This is a genomic window from Xylophilus sp. GOD-11R, assembly GCF_033546935.1.
In the GTDB taxonomy this organism is placed as follows: Bacteria; Pseudomonadota; Gammaproteobacteria; order Burkholderiales; family Burkholderiaceae_C; genus Xylophilus.
This window is the reverse complement of the sequence record NZ_CP137854.1, coordinates 4,775,470-4,790,613: the sequence shown is the minus strand read 5'-3', so window position 1 is coordinate 4,790,613 and position 15,144 is coordinate 4,775,470. Positions and strand designations below refer to the sequence as shown.

Genomic DNA, 15,144 nt, shown 5'->3' with positions numbered 1-15,144 from the left:
GCTGCTCAGCGCTGCGATTCGCGCAGCAGGCGCGCGGCCTGGATCGCGAAATAGGTCAGCACACCGTCGGCACCGGCGCGCTTGAAGGCGAGCAGCGCTTCGAGCGTGGCGGCATCGCGGTTCAGCCAGCCGTTGGCGAATGCGGCCTGCAGCATCGCGTACTCGCCGCTGACCTGGTAGGCGAAGGTCGGCACCCGGAACTCGTCCTTCACCCGGCGCACGATGTCGAGGTAGGGCATGCCGGGCTTGACCATGACCATGTCGGCGCCTTCGGAGATGTCGAGCGCGACTTCGCGCAGGGCTTCGTCGCCGTTGCCCGGGTCCATCTGGTAGGTGAGTTTGTTGCCCTTGCCCAGGTTGGCGGCCGAGCCGACCGCGTCTCGGAACGGGCCGTAGAAGGCGCTGGCGTACTTGGCGCTGTAGGCCATGATCCGGGTGTGGATGTGGCTGTCTTTCTCGAGCGCGGCGCGCACCGCGCCGATGCGGCCGTCCATCATGTCGCTGGGCGCCACGATGTCCACGCCGCTCTGCGCCTGCACCAGGGCCTGGCGCACCAGCATGTCGATGGTGACTTCGTTGATGACGTAGCCGTGCTCGTCGAGCAGGCCGTCCTGGCCGTGGCTGGTGTAGGGGTCCAGGGCGACATCGGTCATCACGCCGAGTTCGGGAAAGCGCTGCTTCAGGCCGCGCACGACGGTCGGGATCAGGCCGTCCGGGTTGGTCGCCTCGACGCCGTCGGGCGTCTTGAGCGCCGGGTCGATCACCGGGAACAGGGCGAGCGCCGGAATGCCGAGCGACACGCATTCCTCGGCGACCGGCAACAGCAGGTCGAGGCTCAGGCGCTCTACGCCGGGCATGGAGGCGACCGTCTCGCGTCGGCCCTGGCCGTCGAGCACGAAGACGGGGTAGATCAGGTCGTGCGCCGTCAGGGCGTGTTCGCGCACGAGGTTGCGGCTGAAGGTGTCGCGGCGCAGGCGGCGCGGGCGGGAAAGCGGGTAGGGGGTGGGGGTGCTGATGGGCATGACGGCCAGCGAAGGAGAGAGCGAGCGGATCAGGATCCGCGACAGGGCCACGAACGGGCCGATGCCGGATTGCACCACAGCCCGGCGCATGCCGGTGTTACTCGGGAATTCACCATATGGCGCCGTCCGGCGCCTTGCTACATTCAGCCGCGAACGGCAGCGCCGTTCCCCGCTTTTCCTCCCTGAGCGGGTGCTTCCCCGGCCGCAAGCCGCCGAAGCTTCCCAAGCCCGGCGCCGCCTTCGGACGAGCCGGGTTTTTTTTGGCGACCACGAGCATTGCCTACACTCGCAGCCATGCTCATGCTCTGGATCAAGTCGCTGCACATCGTTTTTGTCGCCAGCTGGTTCGCCGGTCTTTTCTATCTCCCCCGCATCTATGTGAACCTGGCCGATGTGCCGGCCGACAGCGCCGCCGAGCGTGATCGCCTGCTCGGCATGGCGCGGCGGTTGCTGCGCTTCACCACCCTGCTCGCCTTGCCCGCGCTGGTGTTCGGCGGCTGGCTGTTCCTGGGCTGGGGCATCGGAAAAGGCGCTGGCTGGATGCACGCCAAGCTGCTGGTCGTGCTGCTGGCCATCGGCTACCACCATGCCTGCTGGAGCCTGCTGCGCAAGTTCGTGGCCGGGCGCAATCGGCGCAGTGCACGCTGGTTCCGTTTCTTCAACGAAGTGCCGGTGCTGCTGCTGCTGGCAGCGGTGATCCTGGTGGTGGTCAAGCCCTTCTAGGCGGCCGCATGGAGCCGCTCGACCCCGCCCGCCCGCGACCGACCGCCGCCGGGCCGCTGGCCCTGGCCTACATGGCGCTGATCGTCTACGCGAGCCTCTATCCGTTCGGCGAATGGCGCGACCAGGGCATCGTGCCCTGGGCGTTTCTGTGGGCGCCGCTGCCGCGCTGGTGGACCGGCTTCGACGTCACGGCCAATGTGTTCGGCTACGGCCCGCTCGGATTCCTGCTGGCGCTGGCGGCGCTGCGCTCGGGCCGTGGGGTGCGTGGCATCGTGATGCTGACCCTGTGTGCGGTCTTGCTGTCGCTCATCCTCGAGGCCTTGCAGAGTTATCTGCCCGTACGGGTGCCGTCCAATGTCGATCTGGCGCTCAATTCGGCTGGTGCGGTGCTCGGCGCGGCGCTCGCTTATGTGTTGGAGCGATTGGGCGGCGTGGCGCACTGGGCACGCCTGCGCGAGCGCTGGTTCATCGACGATTCGCGCGGCGCCCTGGTCTTGCTCGCCTTGTGGCCGATGGCGCTGTTGTTTCCCGTCGCCGTGCCATTCGGTCTGGGGCAGGTGCTGGAGCGACTGGAGGATTCCGTCGCCGAGCTGTTGGAGGGCACGCCGTTCGTCGATTGGCTGCCGGTGCGCGCCGCCGAGCTCCTGCCGCTGGCGCCCGGCACGCAGCTGCTGTGCGTGGCGCTCGGCGTGCTCGTGCCTTGCCTGGTCGGCTATTCGATCGCCCGCCACGGGCGCTTGCGCGTGGGCATGGCACTGGGTGCGCTAGTGGTGGGGTCGATGGTGACCGGTTTGTCGTCGGCCTTGAGCTACGGGCCGGTGCATGCCTGGGAATGGCTGACCCTGCCGGTCCGCGTGGGCTTGGCGCTGGGCATGCTGCTGGCGGCACTCACGCTGCGGCTGCCGCGTCGCGCCTGCGCGGCATTGGCGCTGGTCGTAGTGGTGCTGCACCTGAACCTGCTCAACGAGGCATCGACCAGCGCTTATTTCTGGCAAACGCTGCAGACCTGGGAGCAGGGTCGCTTCATCCGCTTCCATGGGCTGGTGCAGTGGCTGGGCTGGCTCTGGCCGTTCGGGGCGCTGGCCTACCTGCTGCTGCGGGTTTCCCGCCGCGAGCGCGTAGCGCCGCGGGCGTCTGCCTAGAATCGGCACGATGAGCGATATCCCCCACGATTCCCCGGGCGAGGCGCCGTATTACCAGCGCCACGTGTTCTTCTGCCTCAACGAGCGGGCCAACGGAGAAGACAGCTGCGCGCTGCACGACGCCAAGGAAGGCTTCGACCACTGCAAGAAGCAGGTCAAGGCCGCAGGCCTCGCCGGTCGCGGCGGCGTGCGCGTGAACAAGGCGGGCTGCCTCGACCGCTGCGCCGGCGGCCCGGTCGCGGTCGTCTATCCGGAAGGCGTCTGGTACACCTTCGTGGACAGCGAGGACATCGACGAGATCGTCGAGTCGCATCTCAAGCACGGCCGCCCGGTCGAGCGCCTGCGCCTGCCGCCGGACGTCGGGAGGTGATATCGGTGAACGCCCAGACCGAAGCCCTCCAGCTGACCGGCAGCGCCGGTGCCATCGAGGCCGCGCGCGACCAACCTTCTGCCGGTGTCGAGCGACGCGGCACGGTGGTCATCGCCCATCCGCATCCACTGTTCGGCGGCACCATGGACAACAAGGTCGTGCAGACCCTGGCGCGTGCCTTCGTGCAATGCGGCTGGACGGCGGTGCGCTTCAATTTCCGCGGCGTGGGGGCCAGCGCCGGCGAATACGACGCCGGCAAGGCCGAAGCGCAGGACATGCTCGCGGTGGTGGAGCAAGTCGCGCCCGACGGCCCGCTGGCGCTCGCCGGTTTCTCGTTCGGCTCCTACGTCACCAGCCACGTGCTGGAGGCCCTGTGGGCCGCGCGTTCGCCGCAGAAGGTGGTTTTCGTCGGCACCGCCACCACGCGTTTTTCGGTCGCGACGGTGCCGCCCGAGGCGCACGAGCGCACCCTGGTCATCCATGGCGAAACCGACGACACCGTGCCACTGTCCGATGTAATCGAATGGGCCCGTCCGCAGACACTGCCGGTAACGGTTGTCCCCGGGGTCGGGCACTTTTTTCACGGACAATTGCCGCTGCTCAAAAGCTTGGTCGTGCGCCATCTTTCGGCGCCCTGAGTCCGTCTCCGCATCCCCCCTGCTCCCCGCCCATCCATGACCCGCTTCTTGCCGGCGCTGCGCGCGCTTGTCCTGGCCGCCCTGGCCCTGCCCGTCACTTTTTCCGCCGCCCTCGCGCAGACCACGCCGGTGCCGCCCGAGATCGCCGCGCGCTCCTATCTGCTGCTCGACGTCACCGCCAACCAGATCCTGGCGCAAAAGGACATCGACATGCCGGTCGAGCCGGCGTCACTCACCAAGCTGATGAGCGCCTACCTGGTGTTCGATGCGCTCAAGTCCAAAAAGATTACCCTGACGCAGACCTTCCCGGTCAGCCCGAAGGCCTGGAAGATGCCCGGCTCGCGCATGTTCATCGATCCCAAGATGCAGGTGCCGGTCGAAGACCTGGTCAAGGGCATGATCGTGCAGTCCGGCAACGACGCCACCATGGCGCTGGCCGAGGGCGTGGGTGGCAGCATGGAGCGCTTCGTTCAGATGATGAACGACCAGGCCAAGGTGCTCGGCATGCAGCACACCAGCTACCGCAACCCCGAAGGCCTGACCGAGGCCGGCCACACCACCACCGCGCGTGACCTGTCCATCCTGGCCACCCGGCTGATGCACGACTTTCCGGAGTACATCGGCTACTACGCGATCAAGCAGTACCGCTACCCGGGCACCCCGGCGGCCAACGGCAACAACCGCAACCTGCTGCTGTTTCGCGACCCCACGGTCGACGGTCTGAAGACGGGCCACACCGACGCTGCCGGCTACTGCCTCGTCGCCACCGCGCACCGTGACTTTCCGGGCGTGGGCAGCCGCCGCCTGCTGACCATCGTGCTCGGCACTTCCAGCGAAAGCGCGCGCGCCAACGAGTCGCAGAAGCTGCTGAACTGGGGCTACACCGCCTATGAAGCGGTCAAGCTGTTCGACGGCGGCCAGGCGGTCGTCAGCCCGCCGGTATGGAAAGGCACCCAGAACACGCTGGCGCTCGGCCAGCCCGGCGCCATCGTGGTGGCGGTGCCGTCCGGCACGGCGGGCAAGGTCAAGACCGAAGTCTCGCGGCCGGACCCGTTGGTCGCGCCGTTCGCCAAGGGGCAGAAGGTCGGCACGCTGCGTATCGCCGCCGGCGACCAGCCGCTGCTCGAGGTGCCTTTGGTCGCGCTGCAGGAAGTACCGCAGGCCGGCGTGCTCGGCCGGGCCTGGGACTCGATCCGTCTCTGGATCAAATGAGTCGTTGACGTCGCGGGGTTTTGCCAAACCCCGCATCGCTGCTACACTCGCGGGCTTTTCGGAAATTTGCCGAAGGGTTTCACGTTTTCGTTTCCAGAACGTTTAGGGACGTTTTCACAGGGTTTTTATCCATGCCAACCATCAACCAGCTCGTGCGTCAGGGGCGTGAGGTCGAGAAGACCAACTCCAAGAGCCCCGCGATGCAAAACTCGCCGCAGCGCCGTGGTGTCTGCACCCGCGTCTACACCACGACCCCGAAGAAGCCTAACTCGGCTCTGCGCAAGGTCGCCAAGGTCCGCCTGACCAATGGCTTCGAAGTGATCTCCTACATCGGCGGTGAAGGCCACAACCTCCAGGAACACAGCGTCGTGCTGGTTCGTGGCGGTCGCGTCAAGGATCTGCCGGGTGTGCGTTACCACATCGTCCGCGGTTCCCTCGACCTGCAAGGCGTCAAGGATCGCAAGCAATCGCGTTCCAAGTACGGTGCCAAGAAGCCCAAGGCCAAGTAAGCCCTGCGCTTTCGTTCGTTTTCCAAGGTGCTGTTTTCCGCGTGGCGCGGAGTTGCAGCGTAGTGACCCGATGTTCCGGGTCGAGTAAGTGAGAGTTCCATCTGGCTCTCGCGGCATCCGCCAAGGGTGCCAACTGAAGCAAATCAAGAGGTGAAAAATGCCACGTCGTCGCGAAGTCCCTAAACGTGAAATCCTGCCGGATCCCAAGTACGGCAATGTCGAACTCTCGAAGTTCATGAACGTGATCATGGAAGGCGGCAAGAAGGCCGTTGCCGAGCGCATCATCTACGGCGCGCTCGACCTGATCGAGAAGAAGAATCCTGACAAGGACCCGCTGGAAGCCTTCGTCGTTGCCATCAACAACGTCAAGCCCATGGTCGAAGTGAAGTCCCGCCGCGTCGGTGGCGCCAACTACCAGGTGCCGGTCGAAGTGCGCCCGGTGCGTCGCCTGGCGCTGTCGATGCGCTGGATCAAGGAAGCCGCCCGCAAGCGTGGCGAGAAGTCGATGGCCCAGCGTCTGGCCAACGAGCTGCTCGAAGCCACCGAAGGCCGTGGCGGCGCCATGAAGAAGCGTGACGAAGTGCACCGCATGGCAGAAGCCAACAAGGCCTTCAGCCACTTCCGCTTCTAAAAGCTGTCACAGCCGTCTCTCAAAATAGACTGGCCGGAAGCCCGATCCACCCATTTCTGGGGTGGGCGGGCTTCCGTCCGTTAACGGAGTAATTTTCATGTCCCGCAAGACCCCCATCGAGCGCTACCGCAACATCGGTATTTCCGCGCACATCGACGCCGGCAAGACCACCACCACCGAGCGCATCCTGTTCTACACCGGTGTGAACCACAAGATCGGTGAAGTGCACGACGGTGCCGCCACGATGGACTGGATGGAGCAGGAGCAGGAGCGTGGCATCACGATCACCTCGGCTGCCACCACCTGCTTCTGGAAGGGCATGGCGTCGAACTACGACGAGCACCGCATCAACATCATCGACACCCCGGGCCACGTCGACTTTACCATCGAAGTCGAGCGCTCGATGCGCGTGCTCGACGGCGCCGTCATGGTGTACGACGCGGTGGGTGGCGTGCAGCCGCAGTCCGAGACCGTCTGGCGCCAGGCCAACAAGTACAAGGTACCCCGCCTCGCGTTCGTCAACAAGATGGACCGTACCGGCGCCGATTTCCTGCGCGTGCGCCAGATGATGGTGGATCGCCTGAAGGCCAACCCGGTCGTCATCCAGATCCCGATCGGTGCCGAAGAGCACTTCCAGGGCATCGTCGATCTCGTCAAGATGAAGGCCATCATCTGGGACGAAGACAAGGGCGTCACCTTCCAGTACGGCGACATCCCGGCGAACATCGCCGATGTCTGCAACGAATACCGCGAGAAGCTGGTCGAAGCCGCTGCCGAAGCCAGCGAAGAGCTCATGAACAAGTACCTCGAAGGCGAGGAACTGACGGAAGCTGAAATCAAGCTGGCACTGCGTACCCGCACCATCGCCGGCGAGATCCAGCCGATGCTCTGTGGCTCCGCCTTCAAGAACAAGGGCGTGCAGGCCATGCTCGACGCCGTGATCGACTACATGCCGGCTCCTACCGACATTCCACCGGTTTCGGGCACCGACGAAGACGACCAGCCGGTGGTTCGCAAGGCCGACGACGCCGAAAAGTTCTCGGCGCTGGCTTTCAAGCTGATGACCGACCCCTTCGTCGGCCAGCTGACCTTCGTGCGCGTCTATTCCGGCGTGCTGACCAAGGGCGACAGCGTCTTCAACCCGGTTCGTGGCAAGAAGGAGCGTATCGGCCGTATCGTGCAGATGCACGCCAACAACCGCGAAGAAGTGGGTGAAATCCGCGCCGGCGACATCGCCGCCTGCGTGGGCCTGAAGGAAGTCACCACGGGCGAAACCCTGTGCGACCCGTCGGCCGTCGTCACCCTCGAACGCATGGTGTTCCCGGAATCGGTGATCTCCCAGGCCGTCGAACCCAAGACCAAGGCCGACCAGGAGAAGATGGGTATCGCGCTGCAGCGCCTGGCGCAGGAAGATCCGTCTTTCCGCGTGAAGACCGACGAAGAATCCGGCCAGACCATCATTTCCGGCATGGGCGAGCTCCACCTGGAAATCATCGTCGACCGCATGAAGCGTGAATTCGGCGTCGAAGCCAACGTCGGCAAGCCGCAGGTGGCCTACCGCGAAACCATCCGCAAGACCGTCGAAGAGGCCGAAGGCAAGTTCGTGCGCCAGTCTGGCGGTAAGGGCCAATACGGCCATGTGGTGCTCAAGATCGAGCCAAACGAAGCCGGCAAGGGCGTCGAATTCGTCGATGCGATCAAGGGTGGTGTGGTTCCGCGCGAATTCATCCCGGCCGTGGAAAAGGGCATCAACGAAGCGGTGACCCAGGGCGTGCTGGCCGGTTACCCGGTCGTCGACGTCAAGGTCACCCTGCACTTCGGCTCGTACCACGACGTGGACTCGAACGAACTGGCCTTCAAGATGGCCGCCATCTTCGGTTTCAAGGAAGGTGCCAAGAAGGCCAACCCGGTCATCCTTGAGCCGATGATGGCCGTGGAAGTCGAAACGCCGGAAGACTACGCCGGCAACGTGATGGGCGACCTGTCCTCGCGTCGCGGCATGGTCCAGGGCATGGACGACATGGTCGGTGGCGGCAAGGCCATCAAGGCCGAAGTCCCGCTGTCGGAAATGTTCGGCTACTCGACCACGCTGCGTTCGATGTCGCAAGGCCGCGCGACCTACACGATGGAGTTCAAGCACTACGCCGAAGCTCCCCGTAACGTCGCCGAAGCCATCATGGCCGCTCGCGCTAAATAAGGCGCGACCCCAGGCTGCGCACTTCGTGTCTTCGCCTTCCCCTTCCAGGGGCGGCGCTGGCGGACCGGCCAAGCCGGTCCTCGGCACCTCTTGGTAAGGCAGCGGAGATGGTTCGCAAGCTGGGATGAATCGGTCTGCGATCGTGTGCCCCCGCTGCCCGTGGTGGGGAATCAGCAACACGGTGCAGACCTAAAACCCAATCACGGGCATAGCTCTTTACCTAGGAATAGAAATGGCAAAAGGAAAATTCGAACGGACCAAGCCGCACGTCAACGTGGGCACCATCGGCCACGTCGACCACGGCAAGACCACGCTGACGGCTGCGATCGCGACCGTTCTGTCGAAGAAGTTCGGCGGTGAAGCCAAGGCGTACGACCAGATCGACGCGGCTCCGGAAGAAAAGGCCCGCGGCATCACCATCAACACCGCGCACGTCGAATACGAGACGGCCAACCGCCACTATGCCCACGTGGACTGCCCCGGCCACGCCGACTACGTCAAGAACATGATCACCGGCGCCGCCCAGATGGACGGCGCGATCCTGGTGTGCTCGGCCGCCGACGGCCCGATGCCCCAGACCCGTGAGCACATCCTGCTGGCCCGCCAGGTGGGCGTGCCCTACATCATCGTCTTCCTGAACAAGTGCGACATGGTCGACGACGCCGAACTGCTCGAGCTCGTCGAGATGGAAGTGCGCGAACTGCTCGACAAGTACGATTTCCCCGGCGACGACACCCCCATCATCCACGGCTCGGCCAAGCTCGCTCTCGAAGGCGACGCCGGCAAGCTGGGTGAGGAAGCCATCATGGCCCTGGCCAACGCCCTGGACACCTACATCCCTACGCCCGAGCGTGCGGTCGACGGCGCATTCCTGATGCCCGTGGAAGACGTGTTCTCGATCTCCGGCCGCGGCACCGTGGTGACCGGCCGTATCGAGCGCGGCATCATCAAGGTCGGCGAGGAAATCGAGATCGTCGGTATCCGCGACCTGCAGAAGACCACCGTGACCGGCGTGGAAATGTTCCGCAAGCTGCTCGACCAGGGTCAAGCCGGCGACAACGTCGGCCTGCTGCTGCGCGGCACCAAGCGTGAAGACGTCGAGCGTGGCCAGGTGCTGTCCAAGCCGAACTCGATCAAGCCGCACACGCACTTCACCGCCGAGGTGTACGTGCTGTCGAAGGACGAGGGCGGCCGCCACACGCCGTTCTTCAACAACTACCGTCCGCAGTTCTACTTCCGCACGACCGACGTGACCGGCGCCATCGAGCTGCCGGCCGACAAGGAAATGGTCATGCCCGGCGACAACGTGTCGATCACCGTCAAGCTGATCAACCCCATCGCCATGGAAGAAGGCCTGCGCTTCGCCATCCGTGAAGGCGGCAAGACCGTCGGCGCCGGCGTCGTCGCCAAGATCATCGCCTGATCGTCAACCTCGAAGGAACACGACCATGAGCAAGCAAATGATCCGTATCCGCCTGAAGGCTTTCGATTACAAGTTGATCGACCAGTCCGCGGCAGAAATCGTCGACACCGCCAAGCGTACCGGTGCGATCGTCAAGGGCCCCGTGCCCCTGCCGACCCGCATGAAGCGCTTCGACATCCTGCGCTCGCCGCACGTGAACAAGTCCAGCCGTGACCAGTTCGAAATCCGTACGCATCAGCGCCTGATGGACATCGTCGACCCGACCGACAAGACCGTCGACGCGCTGATGAAGCTCGACCTGCCAGCAGGCGTCGACGTCGAAATCAAGCTGCAGTAAGAAAAGAGCGCTCCGGCGTTGAAAACCCCGCCTGGTGGCAACACCAGGCGGGGTTTTTTCATGCCCGGACTCACAAAGCCTTGCCGACCCTAATGCGCCATGCTACATTCACGGGCTGCGCAAATTTTGGGCAACGTTTTGTCGTTGTCAAAAAAACGAATTGCGCAGTTTTTATTAACCTTCTCTCATCCGTGCCGCGCGGCCAATCGGTCGACGGTTCAGGAACGTAGTCGCCAATTGCAGTGGCTGCGGTGGGAGTTTCGGAGAAAAACCATGAGTCAAAGCAACTCCCCTGGGTTGCTGGGCCGCAAGGTGGGCATGATGCGCCTCTTCACCGATGACGGCGATGCAGTGCCTGTCACGGTAGTGGACGTGTCCAACAACCGCGTGACCCAAGTCAAGGCCCAAGAGACCGATGGCTATGTGGCCTTGCAAGTGACCTTCGGTGCCCGCAAGGCATCGCGCGTCAGCAAGCCCCAGGCCGGTCATCTGGCCAAGGCCGGCGTCGAAGCCGGCGAAATCGTGCGCGAATTCCGCGTCACGGCCGATACCGCCGGGCAATACGCCGCCGGCGGCGTGATCAAGGCGGAAGCCCTGTTCACCGTGGGTCAGCAAGTGGACGTGCAAGGCACCTCCATCGGCAAAGGCTTCACCGGCACCATCAAGCGTCACAACTTCAAGTCGCAGCGCGCGTCGCACGGCAACAGCCGTTCGCACAACGTGCCGGGCTCGATTTCCATGGCGCAAGATCCTGGTCGCGTGTTTCCGGGCAAGAAGATGTCCGGCCACCGCGGTGATGTCACCACCACCGTCCAGAACCTGGACGTGATCCGTGTGGATGAAGCGCGTCAGCTGCTGATGATCAAGGGTGCAATTCCCGGCGCCAAGGGCGGCTTCGTCACCGTTCGCCCGGCCATCAAGGCCAAGGCAGCCGACAAGGGAGCGAAGTAATGGAACTCGAACTCCTGAACGAACAAGGCCAGGCTTCGAAATTCGAAGTGCCCGAAACCGTTTTCGGCCGCGCCTACAACGAAGACCTGATCCACCAGATCGTGGTCGCCTACCGTGCCAACGCACGCCAGGGCACCCGCGCTCAGAAGGATCGTGAACAGGTCCATCACTCCACCAAGAAGCCGTTCAAGCAAAAGGGCACCGGCCGCGCTCGCGCCGGTATGACGTCCTCGCCGCTGTGGCGTGGGGGCGGTCGCACCTTCCCGAACAGCCCGGACGAAAACTTCACGCAGAAGATCAACAAGAAGATGTACCGCGCCGGTATGGCTTCGATCTACTCGCAGCTGGCTCGTGAAGGCCGCCTGGTGGTCGTCGATTCGCTGACCGTCGATTCGCCCAAGACCAAGGCGCTGGCCGCCAAGTTCAAGGCGATGAACCTCGAATCCGTGCTGGTCATCGCCGAAGAAGTCGACGAGAACCTGTACCTGGCTTCGCGCAACCTGACCAACGTCCTCGTCGTCGAGCCGCGTTACGCCGATCCGGTGTCGCTGGTTCACTTCAAGAAGGTCGTCGTGACCAAGGGTGCCGTCGACAAGCTCAAGGAGATGTTCGCATGAGCCGCGTCAATCCCACTCCCGCTCAGCGCACCTTCGCCGAAGGCCGACTGATGTCCGTCCTCGTCGCGCCCATCGTTTCCGAGAAGGCAACGCTGGTCGGCGAAAAGTCCAACGCAGTGACCTTCAAGGTGCTGCAGGACGCCACCAAGCCCGAGATCAAGGCAGCGGTCGAACTGCTGTTCAAGGTCGAGGTCAAGGGTGTCTCCGTGCTCAATACCAAGGGCAAGGCCAAGCGTTTCGGCAAGTCTTTCGGTCGTCGCGATAATGTCCGCAAGGCGTACGTCACGCTGAAGCCGGGCCAAGAGCTGAACCTGTCCGGGGAGGCTGCGTAATCATGGCTGTCATCAAGATGAAACCGACCTCGCCCGGCCAACGTGCCGTGGTCAAGGTCACGCGTGATCACCTGTACAAGGGTGCTCCGCACGCACCGCTGCTGGAACCCCAGTTCCAGGCAGCCGGCCGTAACAACAACGGTCACATCACCATTCGCCATCGCGGCGGCGGCCACAAGCATCATTACCGTGTTGTCGACTTCGTTCGCAACAAGGACGGTATTCCGGCCAAGGTCGAGCGTATTGAATACGATCCGAACCGTACCGCGCACATCGCCCTGGTGGTGTATGCCGACGGCGAGCGTCGCTACATCATCGCTCCGCGTGGCGTGGAGCCGGGTGCAACGCTGATGTCGGGCGCCGAAGCGCCGATCCGCGCCGGCAACACCCTGCCGATCCGCAACATCCCGGTGGGTTCGACCATCCATGCGATCGAACTGCAGCCTGGCAAGGGCGCGCAGATCTGCCGCTCGGCTGGCACCTCCGCGACGCTGCTGGCTCGTGAAGGCATCTACGCCCAGGTCCGCCTGCGCTCCGGTGAGGTTCGCAAGATCCACATCGAGTGCCGCGCCACCATCGGTGAAGTCGCCAACGAAGAACACAGCCTTCGCCAACTGGGCAAGGCCGGCGTCAAGCGCTGGATGGGTATTCGTCCGACGGTTCGCGGCGTGGCCATGAACCCGGTCGATCACCCGCACGGTGGTGGCGAAGGCCGCACCGGCACCGGCATGGCGCCTGTGGATCCTTGGGGCAACCTGACCAAGGGCTACCGTACCCGCAATAACAAGCGCACGCAGTCCATGATCGTGTCGCGCCGCAAGAAGTAAGGATTGACAAATGACTCGCTCTCTTAAAAAGGGTCCGTTTGTTGACCATCACCTGGTGGCGAAGGTCGACAAGGCCGTCACCGGCAAGGACAAGAAGCCGATCAAGACCTGGTCGCGTCGCTCCATGGTGCTGCCCGATTTCATCGGTCTGACCATCGCGGTCCACAACGGCAAGCAACACGTGCCGGTCTATATCACCGACCAGATGGTGGGCCACAAGCTCGGCGAATTCGCCCTGACGCGCACCTTCAAGGGCCATCCCGCGGACAAAAAAGTCCAGAAGAAGTAAGGAGCAGACATGTCCGAAACTCGTGCAGTCCTCCGTGGCGTTCGCCTCTCCGTGGACAAGGGCCGGCTGGTTGCCGACCTGATCCGCGGCAAGAAGGTCGATCAAGCCCTGAACATCCTGTCCTTCACCCAGAAGAAGGCCGCCGGCATCGTTAAAAAGGTGCTGGAGTCTGCTATTGCCAACGCCGAGCACAACGACGGCGCCGACATCGACGAACTGAAGGTCAAGACCATCTACGTCGAGCAGGGCACCACCCTCAAGCGCTTCACCGCGCGTGCCAAGGGTCGCGGCAATCGCATCAGCAAGCCCACCTGCCACGTCTACGTGACGGTCGGCAACTAAGGCCAGGAAGAAATATGGGACAGAAAATCCATCCTACCGGCTTCCGTCTGTCGGTGAGCCGCAACTGGGCCAGCCGCTGGTACGCGAACAACCGTGATTTCGCCGGCATGCTGAGCGAAGACATCAAGGTTCGTGAGTACCTGAAGACGAAGCTCAAGAACGCCGCGGTTTCGCGCGTCCTGATCGAGCGTCCAGCCAAGAACGCCCGCATCACCATTTTCTCGGCACGTCCGGGCGTGGTGATCGGCAAGAAGGGTGAAGACATCGAGAACCTGAAGAAGGAGCTCGCGCTCCGCTTGAAGGTGCCGGTCGCCGTGAACATCGAAGAAGTGCGCAAGCCTGAAATCGATGCCAAGCTGATCGCCGACTCGATCACCCAGCAGCTCGAAAAGCGCATCATGTTCCGCCGCGCCATGAAGCGCGCAATGCAGAACGCGATGCGTCTGGGCGCCCAGGGCATCAAGATCATGTCCGCCGGTCGTCTGAACGGCATCGAAATCGCTCGTACCGAGTGGTATCGCGAAGGCCGCGTGCCGCTGCACACCCTGCGTGCCGACATCGACTACGGTGTTTCGGAAGCCAAGACCACCTACGGCGTCATCGGCGTCAAGGTCTGGGTCTACAAGGGTGACACGCTGGGTCGCAACGACCTGCCCGCAGCTGTCGAGCCGCGTGACGAAGAACGTCGTCCGCGCGGTCCGCGCCGCGATGGTCGTCCGGGCGATCGCCCTGGTTCTGACCGCCGTGGTCCGGGCGCCGGTGCTCCCCGCCGCGATGGTGGCCGTACGTTCGGTGGCAATGTCGCCCCTGCCGATGGCAGCGACAAGCCCGCCGGTGCAGGCGGTGCCGTCGATCCCTCTACCGTTAAGCGCGTCCGCAAGGTAGCCGCGCCCGCTGCAGCAGCGGACGGTGCCAAGGCTGAGTAATCAGCCGTTTAAGGAAGAAATAACATGCTGCAACCCGCTCGCCGCAAGTTCCGCAAGGAGCAAAAAGGCCGCAACACCGGCGTCGCCACCCGAGGCAACTCGGTGGCGTTCGGTGACTTCGGTCTGAAGTGCACCGATCGCGGCCGCCTCACGGCCCGCCAGCTCGAAGCCGCACGTCGTGCGATTTCCCGTCACGTCAAGCGTGGCGGTCGTATCTGGATCCGTGTGTTCCCCGACAAGCCGATCTCCACCAAGCCCGCAGAAGTGCGGATGGGTAACGGCAAGGGCAACCCCGAGTACTACGTCGCTGAAATCCAGCCCGGCAAGATCGTTTTCGAGATCGTCGGTGTTCCGGAAGAACTGGCCCGTGAAGCGTTCAAGCTGGCAGCTGCCAAGCTGCCGCTGCGCACCACGTTCGTCGCACGCCAGCTCGGCGCCTGATCAGGAGAATGGAAATGACCAAAGCTGCTGACCTGCGCCAAAAAGACGTTGCCGGCGTGACCGCCGAAATCAAGGACCTGCAGAAGGCCCATTTCGGTCTGCGCATGCAGAAAGCCACGCAACAACTCACGAACGTCCGTTCGCTGCGCGTCACGCGCCGTGACATCGCTCGTGCGAAGACCATCCTTGCTGAAAAGCAAGCCGCCAAGTAAGGA

General features: G+C 63.8%; 20 protein-coding genes. 19 read left to right on the top strand and 1 reads right to left on the bottom strand.

The annotated features are described in order from the left end of the window. Positions 1–5: 5 nt before the first annotated feature. Positions 6–1,022: a porphobilinogen synthase gene (gene hemB, locus R9X41_RS22130; protein ID WP_318635304.1), complete on the bottom strand. Its 1,017-nt coding sequence runs from the start codon at positions 1,020–1,022 to the stop codon at positions 6–8. A gap of 300 nt (positions 1,023–1,322) precedes the next feature. Between hemB and R9X41_RS22125 the strand changes: the two genes are divergently transcribed. From R9X41_RS22125 to rpmC, 19 genes are all read left to right on the top strand, one after another. Continuing rightward, positions 1,323–1,745, top strand: coding sequence for a CopD family protein (locus R9X41_RS22125; RefSeq protein ID WP_318635303.1), 423 nt, complete (start codon positions 1,323–1,325; stop codon positions 1,743–1,745). 8 nt (positions 1,746–1,753) lie between these two features. Then, positions 1,754–2,887 (top strand): VanZ family protein, encoded by a 1,134-nt coding sequence (locus tag R9X41_RS22120; RefSeq protein WP_318632585.1) that lies wholly within the window; start codon positions 1,754–1,756, stop codon positions 2,885–2,887. A 10-nt stretch (positions 2,888–2,897) separates the two neighbouring features. Then, complete coding sequence (locus R9X41_RS22115) at positions 2,898–3,257, top strand: (2Fe-2S) ferredoxin domain-containing protein (RefSeq protein ID WP_318632584.1); 360 nt, start codon at positions 2,898–2,900, stop codon at positions 3,255–3,257. A gap of 5 nt (positions 3,258–3,262) precedes the next feature. Further along, entirely contained in the window at positions 3,263–3,895 is a 633-nt protein-coding gene (locus tag R9X41_RS22110; RefSeq protein ID WP_318632583.1) for an alpha/beta hydrolase, read from the top strand. A 36-nt stretch (positions 3,896–3,931) separates the two neighbouring features. Further along, positions 3,932–5,107, top strand: coding sequence for a D-alanyl-D-alanine carboxypeptidase family protein (locus tag R9X41_RS22105; RefSeq protein ID WP_318632582.1), 1,176 nt, complete (start codon positions 3,932–3,934; stop codon positions 5,105–5,107). 131 nt (positions 5,108–5,238) lie between these two features. Next, positions 5,239–5,616, top strand: a complete 378-nt coding sequence (rpsL, locus tag R9X41_RS22100; protein WP_318632581.1) for a 30S ribosomal protein S12 — start codon at positions 5,239–5,241, stop codon at positions 5,614–5,616. A gap of 157 nt (positions 5,617–5,773) precedes the next feature. Beyond that, on the top strand, positions 5,774–6,247 hold the full coding sequence (gene rpsG, locus R9X41_RS22095; RefSeq protein ID WP_055837645.1) for a 30S ribosomal protein S7: 474 nt from the start codon (positions 5,774–5,776) through the stop codon (positions 6,245–6,247). Positions 6,248–6,344: 97 nt separating this feature from the next. Next, complete coding sequence (fusA, locus tag R9X41_RS22090) at positions 6,345–8,444, top strand: elongation factor G (RefSeq protein ID WP_318632580.1); 2,100 nt, start codon at positions 6,345–6,347, stop codon at positions 8,442–8,444. A gap of 232 nt (positions 8,445–8,676) precedes the next feature. Continuing rightward, entirely contained in the window at positions 8,677–9,867 is a 1,191-nt protein-coding gene (gene tuf, locus R9X41_RS22085; RefSeq protein WP_318632579.1) for an elongation factor Tu, read from the top strand. 25 nt (positions 9,868–9,892) lie between these two features. Further along, positions 9,893–10,204, top strand: a complete 312-nt coding sequence (gene rpsJ, locus R9X41_RS22080) for a 30S ribosomal protein S10 (RefSeq protein ID WP_160552852.1) — start codon at positions 9,893–9,895, stop codon at positions 10,202–10,204. A 273-nt stretch (positions 10,205–10,477) separates the two neighbouring features. Then, positions 10,478–11,155 carry a 50S ribosomal protein L3 gene (gene rplC / locus R9X41_RS22075; RefSeq protein ID WP_318635302.1) on the top strand — a complete coding sequence of 226 codons (678 nt, stop codon included), beginning with the start codon at positions 10,478–10,480 and terminating at the stop codon, positions 11,153–11,155. Beyond that, positions 11,155–11,772: a 50S ribosomal protein L4 gene (rplD, locus tag R9X41_RS22070; RefSeq protein WP_318632578.1), complete on the top strand. Its 618-nt coding sequence runs from the start codon at positions 11,155–11,157 to the stop codon at positions 11,770–11,772. The genes rplC and rplD overlap by 1 nt, the downstream gene beginning before the upstream one ends. Then, positions 11,769–12,104 (top strand): 50S ribosomal protein L23, encoded by a 336-nt coding sequence (gene rplW, locus R9X41_RS22065; RefSeq protein ID WP_318632577.1) that lies wholly within the window; start codon positions 11,769–11,771, stop codon positions 12,102–12,104. The genes rplD and rplW overlap by 4 nt, the downstream gene beginning before the upstream one ends. A 2-nt stretch (positions 12,105–12,106) precedes the next feature. Next, positions 12,107–12,931: a 50S ribosomal protein L2 gene (gene rplB, locus R9X41_RS22060; RefSeq protein ID WP_318632576.1), complete on the top strand. Its 825-nt coding sequence runs from the start codon at positions 12,107–12,109 to the stop codon at positions 12,929–12,931. A gap of 10 nt (positions 12,932–12,941) precedes the next feature. Then, positions 12,942–13,220 (top strand): 30S ribosomal protein S19, encoded by a 279-nt coding sequence (gene rpsS / locus R9X41_RS22055; protein ID WP_318632575.1) that lies wholly within the window; start codon positions 12,942–12,944, stop codon positions 13,218–13,220. Positions 13,221–13,229: 9 nt separating this feature from the next. After that, a complete protein-coding gene (gene rplV, locus R9X41_RS22050; protein ID WP_100412086.1) occupies positions 13,230–13,562 on the top strand; it encodes a 50S ribosomal protein L22 in 333 nt (110 codons plus the stop codon). Between the two features lie 14 nt (positions 13,563–13,576). Next, complete coding sequence (gene rpsC / locus R9X41_RS22045; protein WP_318632574.1) at positions 13,577–14,488, top strand: 30S ribosomal protein S3; 912 nt, start codon at positions 13,577–13,579, stop codon at positions 14,486–14,488. Between the two features lie 24 nt (positions 14,489–14,512). Next, positions 14,513–14,929 (top strand): 50S ribosomal protein L16, encoded by a 417-nt coding sequence (gene rplP / locus R9X41_RS22040; protein WP_318632573.1) that lies wholly within the window; start codon positions 14,513–14,515, stop codon positions 14,927–14,929. A gap of 14 nt (positions 14,930–14,943) precedes the next feature. Beyond that, complete coding sequence (gene rpmC / locus R9X41_RS22035) at positions 14,944–15,141, top strand: 50S ribosomal protein L29 (protein ID WP_318632572.1); 198 nt, start codon at positions 14,944–14,946, stop codon at positions 15,139–15,141. Positions 15,142–15,144: the final 3 nt, after the last annotated feature.